The sequence below is a fragment of the Marinococcus salis genome (assembly GCF_054971365.1).
On record NZ_JBQOJB010000004.1, the window covers coordinates 208,416 to 225,618 of the forward strand.

The window sequence follows — 17,203 nt, forward strand, 5'->3', positions numbered from 1 at the left end:
GGGTTCTCATTGCCATTTTTATCTGAGTTCCTACCATTTTACATTGTTAGTATAACATATGCCGGATCCCATTTAAGAAACGCCGACTGGCAAGTTACTATCACAGACACTACTTTCAACAATATAACATAAACGTGTACTGAATCATAGCCGTCTGACTGTATTTGAGTTTTCTTTCAAAAGCCGATAAAATAATAACAGCATCATTTAATAGAAAGAAGGGAATTTATGACAAAAATACAGTGGTTATATTTACTGCTCGCCACTTTAGCTATTTTTGGGATCGCCTCCATCGGCATTGCTATCGCCGAAGCCTCCATTATTATTGCTATTGTTTCAATCGCTGTAACATGTTCAGCTTTTTACTTTGCCCGGAAGCTGAAAGCAAGATCTGCAGCTTAGCTTAAATGAGTACGGGGGATCAGCTGTTCAGCATCCCCCGTACTTTTTCCTGCAAGCCTGGACGCCCGGCCAGATAAGGTCCTTTTTCAAGCATCGACGGCCTTTTGTTATCGATTGTCGAAATGTCTGCCCCTACTTCCCGCAACAGCACTTCCGCTCCAGCGAAATCCCAAGGCGCAAGCCACAGGTTCACATAAGAATCAAGCCTGCCACATGCTACATAACAGAGTTCAATGGCGGCCGAACCGTACGCTCTTGTGCTTCTTGACTCATCCACAATATTTCGCATCTGTCGGGCGTAAGGAATTTTTTCATTTTTAATCCACCTGGCGTTAATACCCACAATCGCTTCCTTTAATTCTGCCGGCTTCAATTTTGAAAGCTTTACGTTATTGTGGTAGGCGCCCTTTCCTTCCAGTGCGGTAAACCATTCATTAGCCATAACGTCATAAACAATGCCGACTTTGCCGATTCCATTTTCAAAAACAGCCAGGGAAATGGCAAAATTAAACTGCTGATGAACAAAATTTGTGGTCCCATCGATAGGGTCTATAATCCAAATAATGTTATCGGTGTCTGTAATATCAGCACCGGCCTCCTCTTCTCCTAAAATACGGTGCCCGGGATATTCTTTATTAATTTTCTTTGTTAACAGTCGTTCAATTTTAAAGTCCATTTCGGTTACCAAGTCATTGGGATTTGATTTTGTTTCTATGACCAGGCTTTCCTCCAGAGAAGCGCGAAGCAGCTCCCCGGCCTCCTGTATCCATTGCACGGCTTTTTCCTGCATGGCCGACCAATTCTCTTCCATTATAATCCTCTCCACTTCTTCCATATGTATATGAGTTATTCTTCCCTCTAAATAGTAAATTTATGCACCGACTTCTGCACAAAAAAGATCCGGCCTGCTGTAGAGCAGCCCGGATCCTTTTATTTATATTACACTTCCAGTCGAATCCACTCCTGGCGTAATTGCTCTAAGCGGTATTTGCTGGCGTGTATAGATGTTAAATCTTCTTCTGCCATGGCGTCATGAAGGGTTACCAGTTCATAATCAATTTCTAAGCGCAGTACCGGGATTCGTTCTTCTGCATCTCTACGTTTAAACGCCTGAATTACTTGTTCCAAGTTTCCCACACCCCTTAAATGGAATATTAATGTCTCGAGCTGAAAGTTAACTGACGCTGGCAAGCCTTCTCAGAATGTTCAGAAAATATAAGATGCAGAACTATCTCTTTTGTTCTGAAATTATATTTTGCTACGGCCTCTCCCTACTGTCTTTTTTGTTTATCTAACGATGTACTGAGAAAGTTTGTGTACTCGTTATTCTATAAGGATTATTGGAATTATAAAACCTTTTTACCCGAAACGCAAGAAAAACACACAAAAATTTTCAGTATTTTTAAATAATTGTGTTTTTTGCCTATGTCCATTAGTTGCCGGATATACAAAATTTCAGTATGCTTGACTGTAGATTAATTGAAAAAGGAGCAGTCATTACATGAGCAGAATGCATTTTACCAAAAAAGACTTTTCTATTATGCAGACAGAGGGGCTTGAAAACCGCATGAGTCAAATCCGGGAGCATATTCAGCCCGTCTTTTCTCAATTAGCAGACTCCCTTGCTGAAGATTTATCCACAGACACCGGCGAAGAATTGTTTATTCATGTTGCAAGGCACGCCCGGCGCTCCGTTCATCCTCCGGAAAGCACCTGGTTTGGTATTGCTCCTGATAAAAGAGGCTACAAAAAGCATCCCCATTTCCAGGTCGGCCTTTTTGACGATCATCTTTTTGCCTGGCTCACCCACATGTACGAAGTGCCGGATAAAGCTGGTATTGGCAGCATGTACCTGGACCGCCTCTCCCTGCTTACCTCTCTTCCGGACGACTATAAAATCTCCCCGGACCATACGAAACCGGATGCGTTTTATATTCAGGAAAATCAGGAAAAGACCATTCATACTCTTGAGCGTTTGCGGGACGTCAAAAAAGCCGAGCTCCTGATTGGCCGCCAGTTTGACGCGAAAACAGCCTCTTCCTGGAATGAGAAAGAAACGTACGAGTATATCTACGGTACATTTAAGGAACTTCTTCCTTTATATCACTTGTCTCTCCAGACTGTATAAAACAGCCGTGCGCTCTACCCAGAGCGCACGGCCATATTAATTTTTTCTTCTGCTTCTGCTTTTTTTGCCGCCTGCACGGTTTTCCAGCAGCTTACTTCAGCGTCCTCGTCAAACTGGCGAAACATTTGCTTCTCCTCGCTTTTGCTCGGTACCACTTCTTTAAATTTTTTGTATAAGCCTAAAATATCTTCCCTTGGCACAGCTTTGCCGTACGCAGTTTCAATAATCTGAAAAAAGGTGGTTACATCAATAATTTCCTGCGTAGTCCATTCCATGGAGATGGGAATATTAACATTTTCTTTCATCACTGGTTCCCCCTTCATTAATATTCTAGCAAATCCCCGGCGAAACGTTCCACAAAGTTATTTAATGACTGTATAAAGTCTGCTATAATTTGAATGTTTTTGATCGCATTGGAGGGACACATATGAACAAACAGAAGCTTACTCCGATATTCACTAAGTTAAAAGAGCATATACAGGCAAAACCTGTGCCTTTTCACATTCCAGGCCATAAAAACGGCACTGGCATGGACGAGGAATTCCGCGAATTTATCGGCAGTAATATATTAAATATGGATCTTATTAATATCGAACCACTCGATGATCTGCATCATCCGTCCGGAGTGATTGATGAAGCGCAGAAGCTCGCCGCCGAAGCCTTCGGGGCAGACTATACTTTTTTTTCTGTGCAGGGTACAAGTGGCGCCATTATGACGATGATTTTATCTGTATGTGCCCCGGGAGACAAAATTCTTGTGCCGAGAAACGTACACAAATCGATCATGAATGCGATTATTTTTTCCGGAGCCGTGCCTATTTTTATGTATCCGGCTCTTGATGAGCAGTTCGGTATTTCTCACGGCATCACGCCTTCCACAGCTCAGCACGCTCTGGACAGGCATCCTGATGCAAAAGCGCTGCTTGTGATTAACCCCACTTATTTTGGTTTTTCCTCTGATCTTGGTGCCATTGTAGAAACCGCCCACCAGTACGGCGTACCGGTTCTCGTAGATGAAGCTCACGGGGTGCATATTCACTTCCACCCCAGCCTCCCTCCTTCAGCCATGGAGGCAGGTGCTGATATGGCTGCCACAAGTGTGCATAAACTCGGGGGCTCAATGACGCAAAGCTCCGTATTGAATGTCCAGGGCTCTCGGGTTTCGATCGCTCATGTACAGGCGGTTTTCAGTATGCTTACAACAACGTCTACTTCATACCCGCTTCTAGCATCGCTCGACGCTGCACGCAGGCAGCTTGCACTGAAAGGGCAGGGGTTGATAGAAGATACACTTGAACTCGCAGAAAAAACACGGGTCTCTATTAACGCCATTTATGGCCTCTACTGTGCCGGTACTGAAATGCTTGCGCAGCATACCGTGACCGCTATGGATCCGACAAAGCTGTTAATTTCTGTTCAGCAGCTTGGCATCAATGGCTACGAAGCTGAAAAATGGCTGCGGGAGCATTACCGCATTGAAGTAGAGCTTTCCGATTTGTACAATATTCTCTGTATTGTGAGCTTTGGCGACACGGAAAAAGAAACCTCGTTACTTGTACATGCACTAGAAGAGCTCGCCAGACAGCATTACACCGCTGAAACTTATGCAGTACCCGCAGTGTTAAAGCTTCCGTCCATACCTACCCTTTCCATCGCACCGCGCGATGCATTCTATGCCGAAAAAGAAACCATCACTCTTTCAGAAAGTGCCGGCCGGATTATCGCAGAATTTATTATGATTTATCCTCCTGGGATCCCGGTGCTTTTACCAGGGGAAATCATTGCCGAGGAAAACTTAACGTATATTCAAGCTAATGCAGCGGCCGGGCTTCCCGTTCAGGGCCCAGAGGACCCCTCCCTTCAAACGATACGTGTAATCCAGGAACAAAAGCCAATTCAATAAAAAAGCAGCTGTGGCTGCTTTTTTGGCTTTTACATATAATGAGGAAGTTTGGCATTAATAAAAGACATAATTTCTTCGAGCAGCCATACTTCTTCCTTTTCCAGTTCTTTCATTTGCGCCTCTCTTGAAATAATAATTCCGCCCGCAAATATTTCTTTTTCATAAAAAGGGAGCACCCAGTGATACATACCTTCTTCCTGGCAGCAGAATACCGTTTTCTGTATGTCCGCTAAAAGCAAAAGGCCGTTTTGAATATCTATTTCCTTCGTAAATACTGGATGAGCGTCCCCGTCTTGCCATTCAAAGTGTGTTCCTTTATTAACGTACAAAGAAATAAGGTCTTTATGCGGCCAGTATTTTTGGAATGCATTCATAACGTAGTGCAGGAAGCCTTCAGGCGTTATGGAGTAATCATGGGCAAGGCCGACGTGAAGCCTTATTTCATCATAAAGTGCGGAATGGTCCATAAATGTTCCCCCTTCGTGTGAATCTTGTTCATTTTTAATCAATATAGCATTAATGTAAAGCCCAATAAAATTTTTCAACAAAATTCGACATAAAAAGCTTCTATATCAAGCATTTCCCTACTCTTTTTCTATATATTGGGGATCAATAAAGGAATAGCCCTTTTCATTAAATCCTTCGATAATTGGGCCGAGTGCTTCTTTCGTCCATTCCCGGTCGTGCATAAGAATGTTTGCCCCGTTCGTTAACAGTTCAGTATTCAGCGTAATATCCGTAAGTGCCTCTGCATCCTGGTATTCAGCCTCAAAATCATACCCGTACGTCCAATTCATTTTTATCATGTCGTGCTCTTTGGCATATTCGTCACTAAAGGAAGTATTCTGCCCAAAAGGTGCACGGAAAAAAGCCGGTTCTTCACCTGTAATTTCTTTGACAAGTTCATCGGTTTCTTTTAATTCTTCAAACTGCTTTTCTTCTGATAACTCAGGCAGTGAGGCATGGGTAGTTGTATGATTTCCTATGGCAAACCCCATGTCGCTTATTTTCTTCAGGGCTTCTTTGCCTTCTTCATCTTTTAAAAACATTCCATTAACAAAAAAGATAGCAGGAGCTTCATTATCCGCTAAAATTTCTGCAATTTCTACAGCGTTTCCGTCCGGGGCGTCGTCGAATGTGAGAAGAACTTCGTCTCCCTCGTTCTGCTGGGCCTGCACAGTCCAGTTTGCTTCATTGACTTTATAAACCGGGGCTTCTTCCTTTGAAACAGATACTTTTTGCTCTTCCTTTTTTTCCTCGTTCTGCTCCTGGTTTTTTTCACCGGCAGCAGTATCTGTTTTTTCTTTTTTATCTGCGGCTGCATTCTCTTCTCCAGCACTTGAGCATCCTGCAAGCATCAATGCAAGTGATGACAATAATAACGTTTTTTTCAACCCGACTCCCCCTATTTGTTTATTCCCTTTTATATTTTAGCAAAATTTATACAAAACCAGGTCTAAAAGTTTAAAAAACTTCTATATAATGTTAATAATGTTGCTTTGTTGGAAATAATTTCCCTTCTTATGGACTGTAGGTATTTTTTAACAATTTCGTATAAAGGTTTCTAGGTTTACGGACCTAGACTTAGGGTATAGATTATTCGTGCGTTCTGGTTGCGTATGAAGTTATGAGTGTTATAATAATCATCGTTGTTATTTTTTAAATAGGTATGTGTCTGCTTATTGAATTCTTGAATATCCCCTTTATGCAGAATGCCTCTGCCTAAAAATTGAATGCTTCGCTAAAAGGAAGGTGGAATTTAAAAAGTCATGAGAAAATTAACAAGCGTCTTTTTTGTGACCTTAATAGCGGCGCTTGCGGTAATCATCTGGGGTGTTGTTACACCAGAGAATTTAAACGTAGTGACTGGTAACATTCAGGGATGGATTGTTACTAATCTCGGGTGGTTTTATTTAATATCCGCAACGTCTTTTGTTATCTTTTGTATTTACTTAGTATTTAGTCCGTATGGGAAGATCCGTTTGGGTAAACCGGATGAGCGTCCCGAATACAGTTACTTAACATGGTTTGCATTTCTATTTACAGCCGGTATGGGGATCGGTCTTGTATACTGGGGAGTAGCCGAGCCGCTTTATCACTATTACGGCGGTCCTGAAGCAGACCCGCAGACACCAGCTGCTGCTTCTGATTCTATTCGCCTGTCGTTTTTCCACTGGGGACTGCATCCATGGGCAATTTATTCGGTAGTAGCCCTGGCCCTGGCTTACTTCCAGTTTCGCCATAACGCGCCAGGAATTATCAGCTCGGCGTTCCGTCCACTTCTCGGTGACCGGGTAGATGGATGGTTAGGTACGTTGATCAACTTTATCGCTGTATTTGCTACTATTTTTGGTGTTGCGCAATCTCTAGGATTCGGTGCTACGCAAGTAAATGGCGGGCTCAGCTATATTTTTGAAGGCATTAATAACGACCTGCCTACTCAGCTGATTATTATTCTTATTTTTACTATTCTTTATCTCGCCTCGGCCACTACCGGCCTAAACAAGGGAATTCGTTATTTAAGCTGGGCCAACATTGCTTTAGCTGCAGTTCTGATGCTGTTTGTGCTCTTCGCTGGCCCAACAACAAGCATTCTAAACTCTTTTACTGGTGGGATTGGTAACTACCTCCAAACCTTCCCGGATCAAAGCTTCACTACCTATGCTTATACTGGAGACCGGGCATGGCTTGATTCCTGGACAGTATTCTACTGGGCCTGGTGGATTGCATGGGCTCCGTTTGTTGGTACCTTTATTGCCCGCGTGTCCCGCGGACGTACTATCCGTGAATTCATTACCGGTGTTCTGCTCGTACCATCAATCTTTTCGTTTGTATGGTTTGCCGTTTTTGCAACGACCGGCATTGCCGAAGACAACGCTCAAAACGGTGGATTGTATGAACTGATGACAAGCCAAAGCGATGAAATAGCTCTTTTCGGCCTGCTTGATACGCTTCCTTTCGGAGCCATCACAGGCGTGATAGCATTACTCTTAATCATGAGCTTTTTCATCACCTCCGCAGACTCTGCCACATTTGTTCTTGGGATGCAGACGACCAACGGGAGCTTGAACCCGCCAGTATCCATTAAATTCATATGGGGCCTTGTTATTTCCGGTTCCGCAGCAATGCTGCTCGCTTCCGGGGGTATTAACGGCATACAAGTCGTTATGACCATTGCGGCCCTGCCGTTTACTATCATCATGATCTTAATGTGTGTATCGCTGTTAAAAGCCTTGCAAACCGACCGCAGTATTCTTAACAAAGAACGTAAACTACGCCAGGACGATGAAACAGGACTTTCCCGGCGCGAACGCGAACAGCTTCGCAAAGAACAGGAAGAGCTCCAAAAAGATTTGACTGGCAAAAGCTAACTTATAAACGAAAAACAAAACCCTGGCCTCAGCGCCGGGGTTTTTTGTTCTAAAAACTAGTCTCTGCTCCAAAAAATTCCAGGATGAGCTTGAGTTTTCCTTATTTTTCACAAAAAAGGCCACGGCTTGTGTAAGCCGTGGCTCTTTCTATTTTTTACGTGATGTGGATTGGCATGCCGAGTGCTGCTTCTGCCGTTTCCATCGTAATCTCACCTAACGTTGGGTGAGCATGGACGGTCATCGCTACATCTTCTGCTGTCATACCTGCTTCAATGGCCAGACCTGCTTCTGCAATCATGTCAGAAGCGTTAGGACCAACAATTTGAGCTCCGATGACTAATCCATCATCTTTGCGAGTGATGAGCTTCATGAAGCCTTCAGAGACGTCGAGAGACAATGCCCGTCCGTTTGCCTGGAACGGGAACTTCGCGGATTTTACATCAAAGCCTGCTTCTTTCGCATCTTCTTCTGTATATCCAACGCTTGCAAGCTCCGGATTCGAGAAAACAATCATTGGCATGCCGAGGTAATCGACTGCTGCCGCTTCTCCGGCGATAGCCTCTGCAGCTACCTTCGCTTCGTAGGAAGCTTTATGAGCAAGCGGGAGACCAGGGACAATATCACCGATAGCATAGATGTTATCCACACTTGTGCGGGACTGCTCATCTACTTGGATAAGGCCTCGTTCGCCGATCTCAACGCCAATTTGCTCAAGTCCCAGCTCCTCTGTATTAGGACGGCGCCCTACAGCAACCAGTACATATTCTGCTTCAAATGTTTTTTCTTCGCCTTTTACTTCAGCCGTCAGAGTGACACTGTCTTCTGATTCTTCTACTCCCTGAGCAAACGCTTCGGTCTGAATATCCACACCCTGAGCTTTTAATTTCTTTTGCACAGGCTGAGTCATTTGCTTTTCAAAGCCCTGGGAGAGAATCCGGCTTTCGCCTTCAAGCACAGTAACCTCTGTCCCGAGATTTGCATAGGCGCCAGCCATTTCGATGCCGATATAGCCTCCACCGACAACAATAAGGCTTTTCGGAATTTCTTCGAGGTTTAATCCTCCCGTAGAATCAAGTACACGCTTGCCGAAAGGAAGCGGTTTGAGTTCCACCGGCCGGGAACCTGTAGCAATGATGCAGTTGTTAAATTTATACGTTTGCGAGCTGTACTCGTCTGTAGAAACCTTTACCTGATCCTTGTCGGAGAAATAAGCTTCCCCTCTTACGATGTTCACCTTGTTTGCTTTCAGAAGGGATTCAACGCCTCCGGTAAGCTTTTCAACGACGCTGCCCTTCCACTCCTGCACCTTTGTGAAATCCACTTCGGCGCCTTTCGAAGTAATTCCCATATTTTCAGCGCCTTCGTTAGCCTCGTGAAAACGATGGCCGGCCTGAATCAATGCTTTGGATGGTACGCAGCCTACGTTTAAGCAGACTCCGCCCAGATTTCCTTTTTCTATGATCGTTACTTTTTGTCCAAGCTGGGCCGCACGGATGGCTGCAACATAGCCACCCGGACCAGCACCTACAACTAGCGTGTCAATTTCTTCTGCAAAATCTCCTACTACCATGAATTATCCCTCCATTGAGATTAGTTCTGGTTCATTTAACAAGCGTTTGATGTGATTCAATGCGTGCTGGGCTGTCATGCCGTCAATGAGACGGTGGTCATAGCTTAATGAAAGAGCAAGCATCGGTGCTGCAACAATTTCGCCGTCGCGCACTACCGCTTTTTCTTCAATACGGCCAATACCAAGAATAGCTACTTCCGGATGGTTAATAACCGGAGTAAAGAAAGCGCCCTTCGCAGATCCCAGGTTTGAAATCGTTGCGGATCCCCCGCTCATTTCAGCTGAGGAAAGCTTCCCGTCTCTTGCTTTTGTAGCAAGTTCGTTGATTTCATCGGCCAGGGTAAAGATAGGCTTGCGATCCGTATCTTTAACAACTGGTACGACGAGTCCCTGCTCTGTATCAGCTGCAATACCGATATTGAAGTAATTCTTATAAACGATTTCAGAAGCTTCATCATCGATAGAAGCATTTAATACAGGGAACTTACGGATGGCGGAAGTCAGAGCTTTTACTACGTACGGCAGGTACGTAAGCTTAATGTCCTGCTCTGCTGCCATTGGCTTGAATTTTTTACGATGGTCTACCAGGGCAGTAACGTCCACTTCGTCCATATGCGTAACGTGCGGAGCCGTCTGTTTTGATTGTACCATTTTTTGAGCGATAGCTTTACGGATACCTTTAAGCGGCACGCGTTCTTCCATAGCACCCCGATCCTGTGAAGGCGCTGTGCTTGCAGCCGGTTTGCTTTCTTCGGCACCGGAAGCTGCTTCAGTTGTTTCTTCTTCTGCTGACTGGTCGCCGCTCAGGAAGGCGTCAATGTCTTCACGAAGGATGCGTCCATTTTTGCCGGATCCTTTTACTTTTTGGATCGTAACGTCGTTTTCACGTGCGTATTTACGTACGGACGGCATAGCGATAACGCGGGCGTCTTCGTCTACATCCGTTTCGCTTGAAGTACTGGCACTTTCGCCGCCTGCCGGCGTCGGGCTCTCTTTTTCTGCTTCTGTGGAAGCGGGCTGCGCATCATTTTGCTCCTGCTCATCTCTTGAAGCTGTTCCTTCAGTGCCTTCCTTTTGTTCAGAAGACTGCTCAGAATCTCCTTCGTCCCCGCTGCCATCATCGATGGTCAATATCACTTCACCGACGGTAGTTGTTGTTCCTTCATCCACTTTAAGCTCTAAAACTTTTCCGTCCACCGGCGAAGGAATTTCCACGACGGCTTTATCATTTTGCACTTCGCAAAGCACATCGTCTTCTTTAATTTCATCGCCGGGTTTTACCTGCCATGAAACAATTTCACCTTCGTGAATCCCTTCACCAATATCGGGAAGTTTAAATTCGTAAGCCAAAACAAATGCCTCCTTTTAGTTTACATCGATTTATGCGTAGCAAACAGGTTGACTTCAACCATCAACCTGTTTGCTCGTGTAGTAATTTTTAGAAATTGAGTACAGCCTTCGCTTTTTCAATTACATCATTTTCATTTGGAAGCCAAACATCTTCAGCAGCTGCAAATGGAAAGATCGTATCAGGTGCTGTCACCCGAAGAACCGGGGCTTCTAGATGAAGAATAGCTACTTCGTTTATATTTGCAACTACACTGGCTGCAATGCCTGCCTGTTTTTGTGCTTCCTGGACCACGACCACACGATTGGTTTTTTTCACCGACTCAATGATTGTATCCATATCCAACGGGCTAACAGTACGCAGGTCTACGACTTCAGCCTCGTAGCCTTCTTCTTTCAGCTGGTCTGCTGCTTTCAGGCATGTGTGTACCATTGCACCATAAGCAACTAGTGTAACGTCTTTCCCTTCACGCTTTATATCTGCTTTACCAAGTTCCACAGTGTAATCCTCTTCTGGAACTTCTTCCCGAAAAGAGCGGTACAGCTTCATATGCTCCAGGAAAAATACTGGATCATCGCTTCGGATAGCAGAAATCAATAGCCCTTTTGCATCGTAAGGAGTCGAAGGGATAACCACAGAAAGTCCCGGGGATTGAGCGAGAAGCCCTTCTAAGCTGTCGGCGTGGAGCTCGGGAGTTTTTACTCCGCCTCCAAATGGCGCGCGGATAGTGACCGGGGCATTATTTTTCCCACCCGTACGATAGTGAAGACGCGAAATCTGTCCTACTACTTCATCCATTGTTTCAAATACAAAACCAAAGAATTGGATTTCCATAACCGGGCGGAAGCCCGTCACAGCAAGCCCGAGTGTCAGACCGCCAATGCCTGATTCTGCGAGCGGGGTGTCGAATACGCGTTCTTCGCCAAATTCTTTTTGCAAACCTTCTGTAGCACGGAATACGCCACCATAATGACCTACGTCTTCGCCGTAAACAAGGACATTTTCGTCATTTTTCAGCTCCGTGCGCATCGCCTCTGTAATTGCCTGAATCATTGTCAACTGCGCCATAGCTTACTTCGACTCCTTCTCTCTGTATTCTTCTAACTGTTTGTTTAATTCCTCAGGTAGTTTTTCATACATAATCCCAAGGAGATCGGAAACCTTTTGTTTAGGTGTTTCATCTGCTTGTTTCATAGCCGCTTTAATATCTTCTTTAGCTTTTTCTACTACTTCATTTTCGCGGTCTTCATTCCAGAGATCCTTCTTCTCAAGGTACGCGCGGAAGCGGACGAGCGGGTCTTTCTTTTCCCATTCGTTATCCAGCTCTTCCGTACGGTAACGGGTCGGGTCATCTCCAGACATCGTATGTGGACCGTAACGGTAACATATTGATTCGATTAACGAAGGTTCGCCGTTCAAGGCATTTTTCCTTGCTTCCTGGGTAACAGAATACATGGCAAGAACATCCATTCCATCTACCTGAACCCCGTGCAGGCCGGCTGCTACTGACTTTTGAGCTATCGTTTTAGCAGCGGATTGCTCTTCCACTGGTACGCTGATCGCAAACTGGTTGTTCTGCACAACAAAGATAGCCGGAGCTTCATATGCGCCCGCGAAGTTCATGCCTTCGTAGAAGTCGCCCTGGGATGAACCTCCATCACCAGTATAAGTAATTGCTACATTCTTGTTCCCGCGGCGCTTCAGACCGACTGCTACACCAGCATTCTGTACAAAATTGGCACCAATAATGATTTGAGGCGGTAATACGTTTAAATCTTCAGGAATCTGTCCACCATGAAAATGGCCTTTGGAAAACAAAAATGCCTGGTACAATGGAAGGCCGTGCCACACAATCTGCGGAACATCACGATAGCCTGGAAGAATCCAGTCTTCTTTGTCCAGTGCATAATGTGAACCTATCATCGATGCTTCCTGACCTGCTACTGGGGCATAAAACCCTAAACGTCCCTGGCGGTTCAGCGAAATTGCACGCTGGTCCCAAATGCGTGTATACACCATACGGTGCATCATTTCCTGAAGCTGTTCATCGGATAAGTCCGGAAGCGCTTCTTCGTTTACTACTTCTCCGTTTTCATCTAAAATCTGAAACATTTCAAAGTGACTTTCGACTTGCTCAATCGTTTTTGTCGCCACAAATGTTCACCTCTTCCTCTCTTCTTAAAATAAACCGGCTGTATCCAGTAGTAGTGTTTATCTGTTCTTGAATTATCGTTTGCATAATACACTTGCTTTTGATTGGGTATTCTTATGTGTGAATCCAGAACCACATCATCTTTTAATACCCTTCAAAGCCGTAATATAATCACCGATAATTTTAATAAAGAACAAATAAGTAACTGTTTCAGTTTATTATATCATTTCAGTGAAACAATACTTCTCAATAGTTAGAATATACCAAACGAAAAAGATACGTCAATCCTTTTTGCTCAAAGGATTATCCTGTCATTTAGCATCTTCTAGTTTTTGTAAATAAGATAATCTGTTATATATCATTTGTCTATGCCTATATAAACAGTCCAGCCGTTTTTGGCCTTTTTTCTGCCCTGCTTTTCCCGCTTGTTATAAAACTGAATTAACTTTCTGCCTCCACCATCTCCCCGAATGCATTTTTAGCTTCATTGAATGATTTTGTTTCTGTATTGAATGAGTCCCTGAAGCTTTCTACCTCCTTATAGGAGCTGTTAATTTTATCAAGATGCTTTTCGAGCGATTCAAGCTCCAGATTTTCATCAGTAAACGATTCATACATCTCAATTTCTTTATCTGCTGCTTCTGTATAAGCCCCGTGAACGCTATTAAATGCTTCATTTCTCTTCTCCATTGCCTGTTGTGCCTGTTGTGCCTTTTTAGTCATTTTTTCATTTTCAAGGTTGTTGATCGGCTCCCCTGCTTCCATTGCCTCATCATAAGCTTTATTAATTTCTTCTTTTTCTTCTTCCATTAATTCTTTGCGTTCCTTGACTGAGCTTACGGCTTTTTCTATAGATGATTTAATTTTTTTCTGTTCCTTATTTTCATAGGAGGTTAAATTTTCAAATACATTTTGTTCCTCTTTAGCCAGCTGGGTCAATTTTTTATCCTTTTCCGGAAATTCTTCCTCTGCTCCAGCTGCTTCACTCCAGTGATTCTGAATATTTCCTTCTGGCGAGCCGCATGCAGACAGCATGACTGCAGATAGAGTAATAACTGCTGCTCCAGTTATCTTTTTATTCATCTTATGCATATGTATTCCTCCGCTATATTTATTTTCTCAGCCATTCTGTTTTTAAAAGCTGTTTAAGCTGAAATTTTTTTGCTATACTAATACACTGTTATTAATCACTATCATTTGCACGCTTGATTGGAGGCAGTAGATTCATGTTAACGATGAAAGATATTCAGCGTGAGGGGAGCCCTGCGCTCCGCAAAGTATCTGAAGAAGTTCCGGTTCCTCCGTCTGCTGAAGATTTGCATGTTCTGCAGGACATGCTGGATTTCTTAAAAAACAGCCAGGACGAAGAAACCGCTGAAAAATATGAGCTCCGTTCGGGCGTCGGCATAGCAGCGCCACAGCTCGGTATCAATAAACGAATGTTCGCCATGCATGTAACCGACGATAAAGATGAACTGTACAGCTACGGGTTTATTAACCCGAGAATTGTCAGCCATTCCGTCGAAACCACCCATTTAGAAGGCGGAGAAGGCTGTCTTTCCGTCGACCGGGAGGTGCCCGGAAATGTGCCCAGGTATTCACGTATCACATTAAAGGCCAAAACGCTTGAAAATAAAGAAGTAAAATTGCGTCTTCGGGGAATGCCTGCTATCGTCGCCCAGCACGAAATTGATCATCTGAACGGCGTTATGTTTTACGACCGGATTGAAGATTATGAAGATGAGTACAAACGGGAACTGCCCAAGCTATAGTTTGCAAAAAAAGCATTTTCCTTCGGGAAGATGCTTTTTTATGAGCATCTTTTTATCATTTTCTATGCTTTCTTATCATCGATGCCTGGATAGTATACAAAAAGGCTGATAACTGCTGGCGACGCTTTTCATCGACTTAGCTCCGGCATTTCTCAACGCTCTCCTCCGTTATTGGTAATAATTACTATAATTTAAAATTTATTTATATTTAGAAAATTTATTCCCTTTTGTATTTTATCATGGTTCTTTAGTACCCGTATAGTTACTTTCTTTTAACTATTAACTTCTCTGCAGCCGGACGATTTTTGTAATGAAATGATTAAAAGGATGAAAAAAACAGTCTCATGCTTTATAATATGAATTATTAATGGTTGGTACGTACACTGTGGTGCTGTTCAGCTTGAGTTCTTTGGCCGGAAGCTGAGTAGAACCGCTCTGGATATGAAGTCATTTTTGATTAAACAGCCAGGCTGTTGCAACGATTACTTCCTGTCCTTCCTGCATTATTTTGCTTTTTTATATTTACAGTACTAGTTTATGCCAAAAAACCATTTTTTCTAAAGCAGTTATATACGCCGCATTTACATTTCAAGAAGGAGAGATATTTACGATGATTTTCAAAGTTTTTTACCAAAATAATTTTACAGAAGCTCCTGTACGGGAGAACACCCATTCACTATACGTAGAAGCAGAATCAGAGCGGGAAGTCCGCCGCAAACTTGCCGATAAACAATTCAACATTGAATTCGTTCAGGAGCTCACTGATAAGCAGCTTGAATTCGAAAAAAGATCCGAAGACTTCCAAGTGGAGAATTTATAACGTATGAAACAAATAAAACAAAATCAAGTTGCAGTTTTTGCCCTGGGCGGGTTAGGCGAAATCGGCAAAAACACGTATGTTGTTCAATACCAGGATGAAATCATCGTTATTGACGCCGGGATCATGTTCCCTGAGGATGACCTGCTTGGCATTGACTACGTTATTCCCGATTACACCTACCTTGTTCGGAACAAAGAAAAAATTAAAGGCGTCTTTATTACCCACGGGCACGAAGACCATATCGGCGGTGTGCCTTTTCTGCTAAAAGAATTAAATGTCCCTATATACGGGGGGCCATTGGCTATTGGCCTGTTAAAAGGAAAGCTCGAAGAACGCGGGCTTTTGCGAAAAGCAAAACTAAACACTATACAGGAAGACCAGCCTGTTGCTTTCAACCATTTAAAAGTAGACTTTTTCCGGACCACCCACAGCATCCCTGATTCACTCGGTATCAACGTTCATACTCCTGAAGGAAATGTGGTGCATACAGGGGATTTCAAGTTTGATTTCACCCCGGTGGGAGAGCCGGCCAATTTAGCCAAAATGGCTGAGATCGGTGAAAAAGGCGTTCTCTGCTTGCTTTCCGATAGCACAAATGCAGAAGTCCCCGGATTTACCGTTTCGGAACGAAAAGTCGGGGATAATATTCATTCCATCTTCCGACAGGCCAAAGGAAGAATTATTTTTGCTACATTTGCCTCTAATATTTATCGTCTCCAGAAGGCTGTTGACGCTGCTGTCAAAGATGGACGTAAAATCGCCGTTTTTGGACGCAGTATGGAAGCTTCCATTACCATCGGCCAGGAGCTGGGTTATATCAATGCGCCCAAAGGGACATTTGTGGAGCCTTCGCAGCTAAATAAACTTCCCGATGACCAGGCAGCTATTTTATGTACCGGGAGCCAGGGAGAGCCTATGGCAGCCCTCTCCCGCGTGGCCCATGGGACGCATAGGCAAATCCAGATTATTCCCGGGGACACTGTTGTGTTTTCAAGTTCTCCTATTCCAGGAAACACGACTTCTGTGCACAAAATTATTAACCAGCTGTACCGGGCCGGCGCCCGTGTTATCCATGGTTCGCTGAATAATATTCACACCTCGGGTCACGGGAGCCAGCAGGAGCAGATGCTTATGCTTCGTTTGATGCGCCCGAAATATTTTATGCCGATCCACGGGGAGTACCGGATGCTGAAAATGCATTCCCGGCTTGCAAAGGACTGCGGTGTACCACTCGAAAATTCATTTATCATGGAAAACGGCGAAGTGCTCGCTCTCACTAGAGACAGTGCTTCTGTCGTAGGCAAGGTGCCTTCTGGTGCTGTTTACGTCGACGGCCATGGAATTGGAGACATCGGAAACATTGTACTCCGCGATCGCCGCATTTTATCTGAAGAAGGTCTCGTGGTGGTCGTCGTAAGCATCGATATGAAAAACTTTAAAGTCTCAGCTGGCCCTGATTTAATTTCACGCGGGTTCGTTTATATGCGTGAATCCGGAGATTTAATAAATGATGCCCAGAAAACATTAAGCAGGCATCTCGATGAAGTAATGAAACGAAAAACAAGTCAATGGTCTGAGATTAAATCAGAAATTATTGACAACCTGGCGCCTTATTTATACGAGCGTACAAAACGGCGCCCAATGATCCTTCCTATAATTATGGAAGTGTAATCCATTTTCTTGCTGCCTCCGCATATACTGTGGAGGTTTTTTGTGTAGATTTTTCATTCTCCTTCA

Annotated in this window: 17 protein-coding genes; 7 read left to right on the top strand and 10 right to left on the bottom strand. The window is 44.0% G+C overall.

Going from position 1 to position 17,203, the window contains the following annotated elements:
* The first annotated feature begins 228 nt into the window (after window positions 1–228).
* Complete coding sequence (locus tag ACTTK6_RS05900) at window positions 229–402, top strand: DUF5325 family protein (RefSeq protein WP_158219049.1); 174 nt, start codon at window positions 229–231, stop codon at window positions 400–402.
* A gap of 19 nt (window positions 403–421) precedes the next feature.
* Here ACTTK6_RS05900 and ACTTK6_RS05905 read toward each other — a convergent pair whose 3' ends face one another.
* Complete coding sequence (locus tag ACTTK6_RS05905) at window positions 422–1,213, bottom strand: inositol monophosphatase family protein (protein WP_462832928.1); 792 nt, start codon at window positions 1,211–1,213, stop codon at window positions 422–424.
* Window positions 1,214–1,341: 128 nt separating this feature from the next.
* Window positions 1,342–1,530 (bottom strand): hypothetical protein, encoded by a 189-nt coding sequence (locus tag ACTTK6_RS05910; RefSeq protein ID WP_022792649.1) that lies wholly within the window; start codon window positions 1,528–1,530, stop codon window positions 1,342–1,344.
* 373 nt (window positions 1,531–1,903) lie between these two features.
* Here ACTTK6_RS05910 and ACTTK6_RS05915 point away from each other — a divergent pair, with 373 nt between their 5' ends.
* Window positions 1,904–2,530 carry a YktB family protein gene (locus tag ACTTK6_RS05915; RefSeq protein WP_462832929.1) on the top strand — a complete coding sequence of 209 codons (627 nt, stop codon included), beginning with the start codon at window positions 1,904–1,906 and terminating at the stop codon, window positions 2,528–2,530.
* A gap of 14 nt (window positions 2,531–2,544) precedes the next feature.
* On the opposite strand, the gene ACTTK6_RS05920 is transcribed toward ACTTK6_RS05915, so the two are convergent.
* On the bottom strand, window positions 2,545–2,835 hold the full coding sequence (locus ACTTK6_RS05920; protein ID WP_079476055.1) for a UPF0223 family protein: 291 nt from the start codon (window positions 2,833–2,835) through the stop codon (window positions 2,545–2,547).
* A gap of 122 nt (window positions 2,836–2,957) precedes the next feature.
* Between ACTTK6_RS05920 and ACTTK6_RS05925 the strand changes: the two genes are divergently transcribed.
* On the top strand, window positions 2,958–4,433 hold the full coding sequence (locus ACTTK6_RS05925) for an aminotransferase class I/II-fold pyridoxal phosphate-dependent enzyme (RefSeq protein WP_462832930.1): 1,476 nt from the start codon (window positions 2,958–2,960) through the stop codon (window positions 4,431–4,433).
* Between the two features lie 29 nt (window positions 4,434–4,462).
* Here the strand turns inward: ACTTK6_RS05925 and ACTTK6_RS05930 are convergent, their stop codons facing one another.
* Window positions 4,463–4,900: a hypothetical protein gene (locus ACTTK6_RS05930; RefSeq protein WP_462832931.1), complete on the bottom strand. Its 438-nt coding sequence runs from the start codon at window positions 4,898–4,900 to the stop codon at window positions 4,463–4,465.
* A 117-nt stretch (window positions 4,901–5,017) separates the two neighbouring features.
* Entirely contained in the window at window positions 5,018–5,827 is an 810-nt protein-coding gene (locus tag ACTTK6_RS05935; protein WP_233133201.1) for a polysaccharide deacetylase family protein, read from the bottom strand.
* A 375-nt stretch (window positions 5,828–6,202) separates the two neighbouring features.
* Between ACTTK6_RS05935 and ACTTK6_RS05940 the strand changes: the two genes are divergently transcribed.
* Window positions 6,203–7,804, top strand: coding sequence for a glycine betaine uptake BCCT transporter (locus tag ACTTK6_RS05940; RefSeq protein ID WP_079476052.1), 1,602 nt, complete (start codon window positions 6,203–6,205; stop codon window positions 7,802–7,804).
* A gap of 154 nt (window positions 7,805–7,958) precedes the next feature.
* Here the strand turns inward: ACTTK6_RS05940 and lpdA are convergent, their stop codons facing one another.
* The 5 genes from lpdA to ACTTK6_RS05965 all read right to left on the bottom strand — a co-directional run bounded on the left by lpdA (window position 7,959) and on the right by ACTTK6_RS05965 (window position 13,966).
* Window positions 7,959–9,374, bottom strand: coding sequence for a dihydrolipoyl dehydrogenase (gene lpdA / locus ACTTK6_RS05945; protein ID WP_079476051.1), 1,416 nt, complete (start codon window positions 9,372–9,374; stop codon window positions 7,959–7,961).
* A gap of 3 nt (window positions 9,375–9,377) precedes the next feature.
* Complete coding sequence (locus tag ACTTK6_RS05950) at window positions 9,378–10,724, bottom strand: dihydrolipoamide acetyltransferase family protein (RefSeq protein WP_462832932.1); 1,347 nt, start codon at window positions 10,722–10,724, stop codon at window positions 9,378–9,380.
* An 88-nt stretch (window positions 10,725–10,812) separates the two neighbouring features.
* Window positions 10,813–11,790 carry an alpha-ketoacid dehydrogenase subunit beta gene (locus ACTTK6_RS05955; protein ID WP_462832933.1) on the bottom strand — a complete coding sequence of 326 codons (978 nt, stop codon included), beginning with the start codon at window positions 11,788–11,790 and terminating at the stop codon, window positions 10,813–10,815.
* Between the two features lie 3 nt (window positions 11,791–11,793).
* The gene (gene pdhA, locus ACTTK6_RS05960; RefSeq protein WP_462832951.1) at window positions 11,794–12,834 is read right to left on the bottom strand and encodes a pyruvate dehydrogenase (acetyl-transferring) E1 component subunit alpha; all 1,041 of its coding nucleotides are present in this window, start codon (window positions 12,832–12,834) and stop codon (window positions 11,794–11,796) included.
* Between the two features lie 481 nt (window positions 12,835–13,315).
* Window positions 13,316–13,966: a YkyA family protein gene (locus ACTTK6_RS05965; RefSeq protein WP_462832934.1), complete on the bottom strand. Its 651-nt coding sequence runs from the start codon at window positions 13,964–13,966 to the stop codon at window positions 13,316–13,318.
* A 134-nt stretch (window positions 13,967–14,100) separates the two neighbouring features.
* Between ACTTK6_RS05965 and def the strand changes: the two genes are divergently transcribed.
* The 3 genes from def to rnjA all read left to right on the top strand — a co-directional run bounded on the left by def (window position 14,101) and on the right by rnjA (window position 17,137).
* Window positions 14,101–14,646, top strand: a complete 546-nt coding sequence (def, locus tag ACTTK6_RS05970; protein WP_079476046.1) for a peptide deformylase — start codon at window positions 14,101–14,103, stop codon at window positions 14,644–14,646.
* Window positions 14,647–15,256: 610 nt separating this feature from the next.
* Window positions 15,257–15,466, top strand: coding sequence for a DNA-dependent RNA polymerase subunit epsilon (locus ACTTK6_RS05975; protein WP_079476045.1), 210 nt, complete (start codon window positions 15,257–15,259; stop codon window positions 15,464–15,466).
* 3 nt (window positions 15,467–15,469) lie between these two features.
* A complete protein-coding gene (rnjA, locus tag ACTTK6_RS05980; protein WP_079476044.1) occupies window positions 15,470–17,137 on the top strand; it encodes a ribonuclease J1 in 1,668 nt (555 codons plus the stop codon).
* The last annotated feature ends 66 nt before the right edge of the window (window positions 17,138–17,203 follow it).